The sequence below is a fragment of the Marinobacterium mangrovicola genome, assembly GCF_004339595.1.
Lineage (GTDB): Bacteria > Pseudomonadota > Gammaproteobacteria > Pseudomonadales > Balneatricaceae > Marinobacterium_D > Marinobacterium_D mangrovicola.
In genome coordinates this window covers 594,707-606,695 of record NZ_SMFU01000008.1, presented here as the reverse complement: position 1 = coordinate 606,695, position 11,989 = coordinate 594,707, and the positions used below count along the sequence as shown (strand labels likewise).

The 11,989-nt window shown below is 59.5% G+C and carries 10 protein-coding genes; 1 reads left to right on the top strand and 9 read right to left on the bottom strand.

Annotated features, from left to right (window positions below):
* Nucleotides 1-4: 4 nt before the first annotated feature.
* A complete protein-coding gene (locus CLV83_RS11245; protein ID WP_132291956.1) occupies nucleotides 5-1,540 on the bottom strand; it encodes a UxaA family hydrolase in 1,536 nt (511 codons plus the stop codon).
* A gap of 193 nt (nucleotides 1,541-1,733) precedes the next feature.
* Between CLV83_RS11245 and CLV83_RS11240 the strand changes: the two genes are divergently transcribed.
* Nucleotides 1,734-2,684: a LysR family transcriptional regulator gene (locus tag CLV83_RS11240; protein WP_132291953.1), complete on the top strand. Its 951-nt coding sequence runs from the start codon at nucleotides 1,734-1,736 to the stop codon at nucleotides 2,682-2,684.
* Nucleotides 2,685-2,714: 30 nt separating this feature from the next.
* On the opposite strand, the gene CLV83_RS11235 is transcribed toward CLV83_RS11240, so the two are convergent.
* The 8 genes from CLV83_RS11235 to CLV83_RS11200 form a co-directional block, all read right to left on the bottom strand.
* Nucleotides 2,715-3,137: a hypothetical protein gene (locus CLV83_RS11235; RefSeq protein ID WP_132291950.1), complete on the bottom strand. Its 423-nt coding sequence runs from the start codon at nucleotides 3,135-3,137 to the stop codon at nucleotides 2,715-2,717.
* Complete coding sequence (locus CLV83_RS11230) at nucleotides 3,100-4,257, bottom strand: flavin monoamine oxidase family protein (protein WP_132291947.1); 1,158 nt, start codon at nucleotides 4,255-4,257, stop codon at nucleotides 3,100-3,102. The genes CLV83_RS11235 and CLV83_RS11230 overlap by 38 nt, the downstream gene beginning before the upstream one ends.
* 318 nt (nucleotides 4,258-4,575) lie before the next feature.
* On the bottom strand, nucleotides 4,576-5,019 hold the full coding sequence (locus CLV83_RS11225) for a DUF2846 domain-containing protein (RefSeq protein WP_132291944.1): 444 nt from the start codon (nucleotides 5,017-5,019) through the stop codon (nucleotides 4,576-4,578).
* 154 nt (nucleotides 5,020-5,173) lie between these two features.
* Nucleotides 5,174-5,692, bottom strand: coding sequence for a retropepsin-like aspartic protease family protein (locus CLV83_RS11220; RefSeq protein ID WP_104003315.1), 519 nt, complete (start codon nucleotides 5,690-5,692; stop codon nucleotides 5,174-5,176).
* 104 nt (nucleotides 5,693-5,796) lie between these two features.
* Nucleotides 5,797-8,163 carry a DNA polymerase II gene (locus CLV83_RS11215; protein ID WP_132291941.1) on the bottom strand — a complete coding sequence of 789 codons (2,367 nt, stop codon included), beginning with the start codon at nucleotides 8,161-8,163 and terminating at the stop codon, nucleotides 5,797-5,799.
* A gap of 21 nt (nucleotides 8,164-8,184) precedes the next feature.
* The gene (gene mvaD, locus CLV83_RS11210; protein ID WP_132291938.1) at nucleotides 8,185-9,180 is read right to left on the bottom strand and encodes a diphosphomevalonate decarboxylase; all 996 of its coding nucleotides are present in this window, start codon (nucleotides 9,178-9,180) and stop codon (nucleotides 8,185-8,187) included.
* A gap of 87 nt (nucleotides 9,181-9,267) precedes the next feature.
* On the bottom strand, nucleotides 9,268-9,846 hold the full coding sequence (locus CLV83_RS11205) for a class GN sortase (protein ID WP_207894836.1): 579 nt from the start codon (nucleotides 9,844-9,846) through the stop codon (nucleotides 9,268-9,270).
* Complete coding sequence (locus CLV83_RS11200; RefSeq protein ID WP_132291935.1) at nucleotides 9,843-11,894, bottom strand: marine proteobacterial sortase target protein; 2,052 nt, start codon at nucleotides 11,892-11,894, stop codon at nucleotides 9,843-9,845. Before CLV83_RS11200 ends, CLV83_RS11205 begins: the two co-directional genes overlap by 4 nt.
* Nucleotides 11,895-11,989: the final 95 nt, after the last annotated feature.

Below are 11,989 nucleotides of genomic sequence, written 5' to 3'. Positions count from 1 at the left end.
AAATTTAGCTGACAATACCGATATGCCAGGGGATAAACTCGTGATCGCCTAGACCAAGCTTCTCGCTGCAGCTGCGCTCACCCGAGGCAACACGCAGAATATGGTCAAAAATCTCCTGTCCCATCTCTTCGATAGACAGTTTTCCGTCGATGACCTGACCACAGTTGATATCCATATCTTCGCTGAGCTGCTCGAACACCGGAGTGTTGGAGGTCAGTTTGATAGTAGGAGCAGGTTTAGACCCGAACATGGATCCACGACCTGTTGTGAAGCAGATAATGTTGGCGCCGCTGGCAATCTGTCCCGTAACGGCAACAGGATCATACCCCGGTGAGTCCATGAACACGAACCCGGCCTTGTCGATCGGCTCGGCGTATTCATACACCTCCTGCAGCGGCGTGGTACCACCCTTCATGGCAGAGCCCAGCGACTTCTCGAAGATATTCGCAAGTCCCCCGGCCTGGTTGCCCGGCCCTACAACACCATTGAACTGACCGGCATGACCGCGGGTGTACTCTTCCCACCAGGCCAGGCGATCCAGCAGTTTCTGACCCACTTCCGGCGTAACCGCCCGGCGGGTCAGCATGAATTCGACACCGTGGATCTCAGGAGTTTCAGACAAAATCGCGGTGCCACCGTGACGCACCAGAATATCCATGGCCGCGCCAAGACCCGGGTTGGCAGAGATACCGGAGAGACCGTCGGAACCGCCGCACTCAAGGCCGATCTTCAGATGGCTGGCACTGACCGGTTCACGCTTAACCTGGTTGGCGATCGGCAGCATCTCCTTGATCGCTTCGATACCCGCTTCGATGGAAGCGCGGGTACCGCGAGTTTCCTGCATCACCAGGGAGCGCACCAGGTTACCGGCTTCCAGCCCCTGGGATTCCATCAGGCCCGCCACCTGGTTGCGCTCGCAACCCAGGCCCACGATCAGCACGCCACCCATATTGGGATGACGGGCGTAACCGGCCAAGGTGCGGCGCAGCACATCGAAGTGATAGCTCGGGGAAGACATGCCACAGCCACTGGTCTGGGCGAAGGCGACCACGCCATCCACGTTCGGATAGTCGGCAAGCTTTTCAGGGGTAAAGTAGGCTGCGATCTGGTTGATCACCGTGGCGGAACAGTTCACCGACGACATGATGCCGACAAAGTTACGCGTGGCGACCCGGCCATCGGGGCGCACAAAACCCTGGAAAGTGGCACGTTCCGATTCCGGCAGGTAATCCACCGGTTTTACATCGGCGCAGAACTCGGGATCGCGGTAGTAGTCCACCAGCTCCATGTTATGGGTGTGAACATGCTCACCGGCTTCGATATCGCGGGTAGCCGCACCGATCACCGTGTTGTACTTGCAGATCTGTTCGCCCTGCTTGATCAGACGGGCCGCGATTTTGTGCCCTGAAGGGACCTGAGCGCGCACCTTGACGCCGAACTCCGGCACCTCATCGCCAAGCGACACAGCGCGACGTACTACCAGTACGTTGTCTGCGGGGTGGAGTCTCATCAACGGAGACACGCTGGACTGTTCTGCCATGAAACTTCCTCTGGCCTTAATTCCGGATACTCACTTGCGGAGTGTGGTTAAAGCGGAGTATGCGCGGCAGGGTCATTACTTTAAAATGAAAGTATCGACTGCATTCATAACCATTAGGTTATGTATAGAGTTAGATTAACTCACCGATACCAAAAACAGAGTTCATCTATTGCTATAAAAACAGGGGGTTAGCGTGAATGATCTGGACCGGGTTCTGAGGTCGAACCTGAAGCTTAGACATCTGCAACTTTTGGTGGCGCTGGATGAATTCCGCCATATCGGCCGTGTGGCCGAGCGCCTGTCGCTGACCCAGCCGGCGGTTTCGAAGATGCTCGCCGAGATCGAAAAGATGTTTGGACTGGAGCTGTTTATCCGCTCCACCAAGGGCACCGAACCCACCGCCTACGGCGAGGCAATTATCCGTTTCGCCCGCGCCGTGCAGGCGGATTACGACAAAACCTGTGACGAGCTCGGCGCCGTGGCCAGCGGCGCCGCCGGCCGCGTCAATATTGGCGCCATGGTGGTGGTGATGCCGATGTTGCTCTCCCATGCTATAGAGACGCTGAAGCGTCACTCGCCCCACTCCACCGCGCTGATTGAAGAGGGCGACCTGAAGCGGCTGCTGCCAAAACTGCGTACCGGAGAGCTGGACCTGATCGTCGGCCGCCTGGAGCCTGGCTACGCAGCGCCAGACCTGGCCACCGAGCCGCTTTACGATGAAGAAATGTGTCTGGTCTGCTCACCGGAACATCCGGCCGCGCAGCTGGAGTCACCAGACTGGAAAGACCTGGTGGATGATCGCTGGGTGGTGCCACCGCCCTGGGCATCGTCACGGGTGAAGCTGAACCAGATGTTCTATAAACACGGCATCAATCCGCCCAGCGACCTGATCGAAACCGCCTCCTTTCTGGCGATCTTCAACGCCATTCAGCAGCGCCCCGCAATCGGCTATGTGGCGGGCAGCGTAGCGCGCCACTTCTGTGACCAGGGCCTGCTTTATCGCCTGCCGATCGAACTGCCGCTGGAGATGCCGCCGGTGGGGATTATCACGATTCAGGGACGACGGGAGTCGCTGACACTGACCCAGATGCTCGCTGCGCTGCGCTCGGGAGCGAAAGAGCTCTATCCCGACAGCCATCACTGAGCCCTGGGCGCTGCAGCTCCAGACCCTGAACTAGCGTTCGCCGAGCTTGAGTTTAAACTCATCCCACTGCACGCCGACGGCCTGCAGGGCTTCGGCGATATAGGCGGCACTGGGGCGATGTTCAGCGGGAAAGTTGGATAGCGCGCAGGAAGTGCGGTGTTTCTGCACCGCGTATTCGATCAGCTCCTCGGCCGCCCCCTCCAGCGGCTGCAACACCGAGTCTGTTCTGGCGGTGGAGTCGACCTTGCCATGCTCTGCTTCCAGCTGAGCAAGCTTTTCCAGCGCAGCGTTATAACCCCGCTGCAGCACATCGACGAGGTTACGTTTCAACAGGCCTTCTGAGTTCTGTCGCGACAGATCCCGGTTTACCTGCCGGTCATATTCGCGTTTCGTCAGCCTGCGCCAGCCGACCAGTTCATCGTGCAGTGAATTCAGGGGCATATTCAGAGCCATGCTGCTCTCCTGTCTCTGGCCCCAGAGATGAGGCCTGCTCGCTAAGATTGAGCGCTTGGGAAACCCGTTCTGCCGCCTCCAGCGCTCCTTCCAGATAGCCACCAAAGTGCGTAGCGGTTTCGCTACCGCAAAAGTGAAGCTTGTCGTTCCAGTGATCCAGCTCAAACCAGGGATGGCCATAATCGGGGTGCGCACTCAACGGCTGAGCATCCGCCGTCGTCGCCGTCAGTGGCTCGTCGGCCCAATCCTGAATCTCGACCGACTCCGGCGTTGCCGCTTCAGGCCCAAAGGCGCGTATTAGCTGATCCAGCAACAGCGCCTCCAGATCGTCTCGCCAGCGCCGACGCAGTTCCGCGGGTAATGCGAAAAATCCCGACAGGGCCGCATCACCGCCCTGCTCGGCCCCGGCATCAAACACCTCTGCCAACACCGCACCGGGGTAGCCGGACAGCATCGCACCAGAAAGCCCCTGCTGCCGCCAGAACGGGTGCTTATAGCGGATCAGCGCTTTCGCCTGCGCGGCCATCCAGGTGGGCGTCTCCCGCATCAACCGCTGCAGTGACGGCGCCAACTCCGGCTTGAAAGCGACCCGCTCGGCCAGCAGACGCGGCGGCAGACAAAGCACCACCTGATGAGCAAACAGCTGTCGCTGCATGCCTTGATGCTGCAGGTTTAACAGGATGTACTCTCCGGCATCGGTCAGCGCATCAAGGCGATGAGCGCAGTGCAGGCGCTCCGCTGGCAGACGCTGAACCAGCTTGTCGATCACCGCGACGGTGCCGCCTTCGACACGCCGCGCATCGGCATAGGTGGCCGGATCGCTATAGCGCTGCGCTGCCATCTCGCGGTCGACCTGGTAAAGGGAATCACCCAAGACCCATTGCGGATAGGTATCCAGCCCCAGAGAGCTAAGCAAACCCGCGATTCGTGGTTGGGAGTCGGGCCAGACCCAGCCGGGGCCCAGGTCATAGTTAAACGCCCCCTTTACGGGCCGGCTTAGAATACGACCGCCAAGTCGGCTTCGAGCCTCAAATAGCTCAAAAGAGCGCCCGCTGCTCCAAAGCTTCTGCGCCAGATAGAGCCCGGAGAGTCCGCCACCGATAATCGCCACATCGAGCATTCGCCTTCCTCCCTCCCCCAACCATCGACAGGAGCATCGACCGGAACATCGATCACAACAAGTCGACCGGATTCACCGACCCATTCACTTTTTGGTCCAGAAACTAAAGTAGAAAGTCATTTCAAACAGTTAGGCAGAAATGCCCCTCGCAGCTTAGGCGATGCACCGGGGATTCTGTGATGAAGCTGACAAGCAGGTGAGGCGCCTTAGACGCTGGAGGGAAAAGAGATCGCAGAAGTAGACAGCCTTAAAACAACTCAGGCCTGGCAGATGACCAGGCCTGAGCAAAAGTTTCGTTTAGCTGGAAAGTCGATAACTTCAGATATCACTATCGGCCCGTTTGCATTCCAGTACGCCCGCTCTGCCCTCTTCTTCAGAGACCTCATGGAGCTGTGAGCGGGCGGTCCACATTCCCATCTTGACCTCCTGCCAGATGAAATAGTTTTTCCCCGCTTCGGTGGTGAGCCTGAGCCGCGCTTCATTCTCAGTATGGGAGATCACTTCATGCGCGCCGGGCTCCACTTCCCAGAGAAAGTAGGTTTCGGGCCCGGTCCGGCCCGCCATTTTGCCGTCAAGGCTGACCGGCATCGCTATGGCGCCACCAAACATCTCGTTGCGGTACAGGTAGATATTGGATTTATCACTGGCCACCATAAATTCTTTCGCCTGCCGATCCGCCTCGAGCGAGGTCATGGATACCGAGGCGCAGCCACTCAGCAGCAGAAACAGACAGGTCAGTGTCGAGATTATTATTTTTTTCATTGCTGGAAACTCCGACAGGTAATTAAGGACCTTCTGAATTAAAGCCCAAACCGGGAGTTTGCTCGCATAAATCAAACGTTTCTTTGATCTGTAGCGTTCTGTCCAACGACCGGTGAACGCAAGAACGGCGAGCAGGGAGTGTCTTGGCGGGAACTTAATCCGGCACCCGCAGCGTCAGAGTGCCGTCGCGCTGGGTCAGCTCCAGATGCTGCATAAAGCTCATACCAAGCAGCACCAGGTGGTCGTGCATACCAGGGTTGATGGTGGCGCTGACGTTGCTCATCCGAATACCGCCGAGAGTCACGCTATCCAGCTCAGTGCGATAAACGGTAACGATACCGTTGGCGGTCATCGACTGTATCGGTGCGCCGCGCTTAAGGCCAAGATCTTCCGCCAACGACTCCGGCACACTGACCATCGTGGCGCCTGTATCAAGCAGGAAATTGACCCGCTCACCATTGATACGCCCCGGCGCCTGGTAATGACCGGCGCGGTTGCGCTGCAGCACCACCTCGGAGTCGCTGCCGTTGATATAGGCGAGATCCGCGTTGGGGTTTTCACGCGAGTCGATGTAGTTATTGAAGAACAGCGTCAGCATCGCCAGGATGGCGACCCAGGTCAGATGTGTCATTAGCCGGCCCATACGGCGGCGGTTTCGATCAGGATCGTACATCAGCCTCTCGCTTTCATTCTTCGGGCAGTTTTGGCCGCTTTCTATCCTTGTACGCAGTGACTGCAGCTTCGGAGCGCAAGCCAGGCTCAGCAAACGTCACGCTCTCAGAACAGCCCTATCTGCGGCGCAACCAGAGATTCAAAATGTTCACCGATAAACGGCAGTATCGAATCAGCCACCGGCAGCAACTGCTTGTCGATATAGTGCTGGTAGTCGATCGGCGAGCGCAACAGCTCCAGCGGCTCCGGCCCATTCACGGTGATCAGGTAACGCACACTGTCGCCGATGCCATAAGCGGGCGGCAAGCCGCGACTGCGGCGCTCGGCCTCCAGCAACCGGGCCGCCTTCACATGGGGCGGCTGGTTATGGGTGTAGGCATCCAGCGGCTGTCGCAGACGGCGGTGGTAGATCAGCTCATCATCGCTTTTACCCGCTTTCAGCCGGTTGATCGTCTCCTCCAGCATCTCCCGGTAGGGGCGATCATGGAAGATCCGCTCATAGAGTTCACGCTGAAAATCCCGCGCCAGCGCGGTCCAGTCGGTGCGTACCGATTCGAGGCCACGAAACACCAGCTCGCTCGGCCCTTTCGCCTTGCGTTTTAGACCGGCGTAACGCTTCTTGGTGCCCTTCTCGCTGTGGCGCATGGTCGGCATCAGGAAACGCTCGTAGTGCGCCTCGAACTGCAGCTCCAGGGCGCTCTCCAGATCGAACTCCCGCTGCAGCCGCTGCTGCCACCAGCTATTGAGCTCCGCCGCCAGTTGCTGGCCATATTCGGCCGTATTCTCATCCGGCCAGTCATCGCCTAGCCAGACAAACACCGAGTCGGTATCGCCGTAGATTACCCGATGACCGTGATGCGCCTCGATCCGCTCCGCAGTCTGATTAAGGATCTGATGGCCGCGTAACGTGATTGAACCGGAGAGACGCTGATCGAAGAAACGGCAGATCTTGGAGCCCAGCACCCCGTAGCAGGCGTTCATCTGGATCTTGATCGCCTGGGACAGGGGCGCGTTGCCCTCTGCCTTGGCGCGGTCACGGGCCTGCCAGAGCTGCTCGATAATGCCGGGCAGCAGCGTGCGTGAACGGGAGAAGATAGCGCCGTGATAGCCGGGCACGAGGTCGTCGGGATTGGCGTCATCGATCAAGCCCTGGGCTAATCCCAGCGGATCGATCTTGAAGGTGCGGATGATGCTCGGGTACAGACTTTTGAAGTCGAGTACCAGGATATGGCGATAGAGCCCGGGCCGGGAATCCATGACAAAGCCGCCGGGAATAGTCAGATCCGAACGCCCGGAGGCATACTGGGGCGCCACATGTCCCTGGCGATGCAATGCCGGCAGGTAGAGGTTATCGAACGCTTGTTGAGAGCCACCCACCTTGTCCAACGGCAGGCCAGTCAGGCGCGCCCGTTCGATCAGATATTCGATCAGGCCGGCGTGCTCAAAGATCTCGCTGACCAGCCGGCAGTCCTCCAGGTTGTAAACCGCGAACGCCATCCGGTCTTCGGCATAAAGCCGCTGGATCTCGGCGCCGCGATCATCGACCTTGTCGATCGCCTTGCCGCGCCCGAGCAGTTCATGGGCAACAAAGTCTAGGCCGTACCGTTCAAAGCGCCAGGTCGCGCCTTTCAGCGTATCGATACCATCCAGCACCACCCGGCCCGGAATACGCGCAAACCAACGTCCGTTCTGAGCCCGATCCACCAGGATCGGCTGAGGCTCTTTGCCTGCACCGGCTTTACCTGCATCGACTCGACCAATATTGAACGTCAGTCCACACGCCTTGGCGCGGGCTTCAAGCACACGCAGATCAAAACCAATCACGTTCCAGCCGATCAGGATATCCGGGTCGTACTCGTTGATAACCGCGATGGAGCGCTCCAGCAGATGGCGCTCGCCCTGGCAGCTTTCGATCCAGGACTCATTCGGGCCTTGGCCGTTAATAAGCACCCGCTCCAGCCCGGGTCCCTGGAGCGCCACCGAGAGCACGCGGTCGGCACGCATGGTGGTTTCGATATCGATGGAAAGTACACGAAAAGCGGGATCGTAAGCGGCGGGTTTCAGCGCTGCGCCGTCGCGGCGTTCGATCACCTGGGCGCCCGCCTGGACGAAGCGCTCCATCAGGTAACGGTCCACCGGGCGGATATCCTCTTCCATCAGCCCGATACCCGCCTGCTGCAGGCGCTCGATCGCCTGCCGCCAAAGCGCCAGGCTACGGCAATAAAGCGCACAGATAGGTTGCTGGGACAGATCCTTCAGCGGCAGTTCGCGCAGGCGCCAGCCGTTCATACCAGACAGCAGCTCGCTGACTCGCTCCTGATCGCTGGCGAGGATAAAGAACACCGCCTCCTCGCCCTGAATATCCACCCGACGGGCCCCCGCCGCGGTGGATAACCAGTAGCTCAGTTCGATGCGATCTTTGACGTCACGCTGCTGACGGGTCAGAACAAACCCGGTATCCGATGCGTTCAACTAAGTTTAAAACCGAAAAGATTAAAAACCGAAAGGCTGGACGACTTCGAGGCCCGGGAACTGAGCTTCTACGGCTCCTCGGGAGGCCTCCTCGAACAGCAACTTCAGGTTGGGGCCCGCATCCATGGTGAAATACAGCGCCAGCCCCTCGGCCCGCAGTTTCCAGATCTTCTGCATCGCGGCGACGCTGTCCGGCTGCCAGTAGAGCAGCGGCGGCCAGGAGGCGATCATGGTGGCGTGCATCGACAGGGCGTTCTGCTCGGCAACGCTGCCCAGCAACGCGAAATCGCGCTCGGCAATGGCTTGCTGCAGCTTGCTCAGATCCGCAGCCGCCTGCATCGGCCAGCTCTGGTACAGATGCGCGGTTTCCTTGGTGCGCTGCATTCCGGCGCGGGAGTCGACGCTCTTTTCGTTCTCATCCACGTGGATCAGGCCCACGCAGAGGCCGGGCCAGCGCTGCTCCAGCGGCAGGGCATAGCTGTCCATGCCATCCTCACGCACGCCCATCTGCCATTCGACAAAACCGTCGAACAGGGAACGGCAGGCGCTACCGCTGCCCATGCGCGCCATCACGGAGAGCTCAGTATCGCTGAGCTCAAGTTTAAAGGCATCGTTCATCGCCTTGGTCAGCGCCGCGAAACCGGATGCTGACGAGGCCAGGCCCGCGGCGGTGGGAATATTGTTCTCGGTGCTGACCCGGAACGCCTGCTCCGGGTGGTAGATACGAAACAGGTCGATAAATGTGGAGACACGTTTAGCGAAGCGTGATTCGGCACGCTGCTGGGTACCGTTCAGCCAGACCGAATCGGTTTCGCCATCGATCGGCTCCACACGGGTGCGACTGCCCAGGTGATCCAGAGAAACCGACAGGGAACCGTTGACCGGCAGGTTCAGCTCGGTATCGCGTTTACCCCAGTATTTGCACAGAGCGATATTACTCGGCGCGAAATGCTCGGCGCTGGCCCCGGGTGTGGCGCTCTTCGGCAACCAGCCGGTCATAAAGTCGGTCTTGTTCATCGCTACCCTTAACTGCGTTTCAAACCTGTCTTTTAAAGCTTTGTGCTCTTTATAGGATAACATCGGATCCGCCGCTCTACTGAATCCTTACGGCGTAACTCGACTGGCAGAAACCACGTAGCGTAACGGACCACCGGCGGTCAGCGCATCAAACGGATAACAGGTCACCAGTAGCAGACCGTTCGGCAGTGCCGTCGGATCCAGCCTGACCCTGGTCGAGTCAACCACTTCCACCCTATCGACCCGGTACTCCACACGGCCGTCACTATCACTGAGCTGGAAACGATCGCCCGGCAGGACAGCCTGCAGAAAACGAAAATGGGTATCGCGGTGGCCGCTGATCACCCGCGCGGCGCCACTGAGGTTTTTCGCCTGCATATTCTCACCCGGTGCAAAGGCCAGCGAACTGCCCTCATCACCGGCCAGCACAATCTGATCGATATCGAAACGCTCAGCGCTTAGTCTCGCCACCGGGTAGTGATCCGCCCAGGGCCAGGGTGGATGGGGTTCGCCATCCGCCTGGGTCTGCGTCCAGGCACGCTGCAACAGTGCCTGCGCAATCTCGGCCTTGAACGGTATCCACAGCGCCTGAACGATCATCGCGGCGCCCCCCAACAGCAGCGCCAGTATCATCAGGCGCTGTGCGGCGGTCCTCGACAGACTCATGCGGATAATTCCCGGTCGCTGCCGTTCACACGGCGCTGCCACAACAGCAGCGCCAGAGCAGCAAACAGCATCAGGCTACCGAGCAGCAGGCTCAATTCATAACCGGTAGCTCCGCTGGCCAGCTGCAGGGTTTGTTTCACTTCAAGCCCCTGGGGCATCTTGCCCGGCAGTGCTTTCGTATCTACAGATTCGGTATCAGGACGGACCGGGGTTTTATCCACGGCCACCAGGCTGGTGAAGGGGCTGACAAGATGGAAATCCAGCGCCAGCCGGGTGATTTCGTTGCGGATAGTGTCGGCGTCCACGCCCCGCGCGGCGCCACGCTGCCAACTGGCAATACTCCTGCGCGCCCAGTCGATACCGATACCCGCCTGCTGATCCACCGCGTCGATATCCAGCGACTGTTTCCAGAGCGTATCGCCCATCTGCCCCTGGATCTGCACCGAGTTGTTGTTATCGCTCAGCTTCATCGCCACCACCAGCGGCTCGCCGGCGTAGAGGTCAGGCACCACCGCCGGGGCAAAACCTGACACGCCCTCTCCTTTAACCTGGATATTGGCCAGCACAGGTTTTGCCAGACGCTCAAACAGGGCGTTCATCTTCTCTGCAGCCTCATCGGGGCGACCGATATAGGTGAAGAAGCCCCGGCCCGCCAGCGCCGCCTCCTGCATGAAGTAGGTGTTGGGCGCACTGCCGATCCCCACGGTAAACAGGCGGCTACCGGCCAGTTTGCGCTGGATATGGCTGAACAGTTCCTGCTCCTGGGCTACCGCTCCATCGGTGATAAACACTACCTGGCGCAGACGCTGGCTGTCGCTCGGCTGCAGCGCCAGATCCAGCGCCGGGAACATATTGGTACCGCCCTCAGCCTCAAGGCGGGAGACGAACCGCTCGGCGATCCTAAGGTTCTGGGCATCCGCCGGTCGTGCCGAAGTGAACAGCGCCGAAGTATCGGTGTTGAATTCGATGATATTGAAGCTGTCCCCGGCTTCGAGCCCCGCCAGCCCATTCAACAGCGCCTCCCTTGCAGCACGGATCGACTGACCGCCCATGGAACCGGAGGTATCGATCACGAACACAACCTCCCGCGCCGGTTTCTCCCAACCATCCAGCTGCGGCGGAGTGAACATCAGCAGACCAAAGCGTCCCTTGTCGCTGTTTTCAGCAAAGAGTGCGGCGCTGGGTTGCTGGGAGGGCACGGGTTTCCAGGAGAGCAGAAAGTCGCGGTCGGCCTGGACTGAGCCCTGGGCCAGCTCGATATCGACCTCGCCGTTCTCGCCTTGGGTCTGCTGGATCTTGTGATAGTGACTCTTCACTTCAGCCAGCTCGAAGCCGGCCCTCAGGCGCAGCTGCAGACTGACCGGGCGGTCGATCTGCTCGTCTGCCAGAGGCAGGACCTGGTTGGGCCTTTCGCCCGGTAACAGACTCCAGCCGCTGTTCAGTGAGCCGGTCTGCTCAACAACATGGGTCGGCTCAGGCAGTGCACCCTTGTATCTGGGAGTAATCGCCATCGGAAAGCGGATGCTGAACTCACCCTCTTTCCAGGCCAGCGTCTGCTGGTACTCGATGCTTACGCTGACGCTGCCGCCCGGGGGAATATTCGCCACCGAGGTGGAAAACAGGTTCGGTCGGTCCTGTTCCACCAGCGCGGTGCGCTTGCCCTCCGCCTTGGCCTGCTCATAAACCGCCTTGGCCTCCTCCTTCTCCTTGATCTCACCTTCGATCACGCGCTCGCCAATCAACAGTTTCATCCGATCGACTGCGGCGTCCTCAGGCAAGGGAAACAGGTAAAGCGCCTCCACCCAGGTATCGCCCGGGTTCTTGAACTCCTGGGTCACCAGCGTGCGGGCAACCGGGCCTGTCACATCGATACTGACATCGGTGTTCAGCAGCGGCAGCGTCTCGGCCTCACCCCGATCATTACGCATCATCAGCGAGCCCTGGGTGATATCATCCCCGCTGATCGAATTGGCATTGGCCGCCAGGGCTGTCCAGAGACAGCCGAGCAGCAACAGCCCGAAGCGGACAAAGTGTGTTAGCGTTTGCATCCTTAACTTCTCCTCACTGGATTGATGGCCTCAGGATCTACCGTCAAGCCGAAGAGAGTTTGAAGTGAGTGTGAAGTCCGCCGCTTTTTCAGCGG

Excerpts from the sequence above, each read along its gene's own strand:
- CLV83_RS11220 (WP_104003315.1), bottom strand. The coding sequence starts at position 5,692 with ATGTACGATCCTGATCGAAACCGCCGCCGTATGGGCCGGCTAATGACA.
- CLV83_RS11225 (WP_132291944.1), bottom strand. The coding sequence starts at position 5,019 with ATGAAAAAAATAATAATCTCGACACTGACCTGTCTGTTTCTGCTGCTG.
- CLV83_RS11245 (WP_132291956.1), bottom strand. The coding sequence starts at position 1,540 with ATGGCAGAACAGTCCAGCGTGTCTCCGTTGATGAGACTCCACCCCGCA.
- CLV83_RS11205 (WP_207894836.1), bottom strand. The coding sequence starts at position 9,846 with ATGAGTCTGTCGAGGACCGCCGCACAGCGCCTGATGATACTGGCGCTG.
- mvaD (WP_132291938.1), bottom strand. The coding sequence starts at position 9,180 with ATGAACAAGACCGACTTTATGACCGGCTGGTTGCCGAAGAGCGCCACA.
- CLV83_RS11235 (WP_132291950.1), bottom strand. The coding sequence starts at position 3,137 with ATGGCTCTGAATATGCCCCTGAATTCACTGCACGATGAACTGGTCGGC.
- CLV83_RS11200 (WP_132291935.1), bottom strand. The coding sequence starts at position 11,894 with ATGCAAACGCTAACACACTTTGTCCGCTTCGGGCTGTTGCTGCTCGGC.
- CLV83_RS11230 (WP_132291947.1), bottom strand. The coding sequence starts at position 4,257 with ATGCTCGATGTGGCGATTATCGGTGGCGGACTCTCCGGGCTCTATCTG.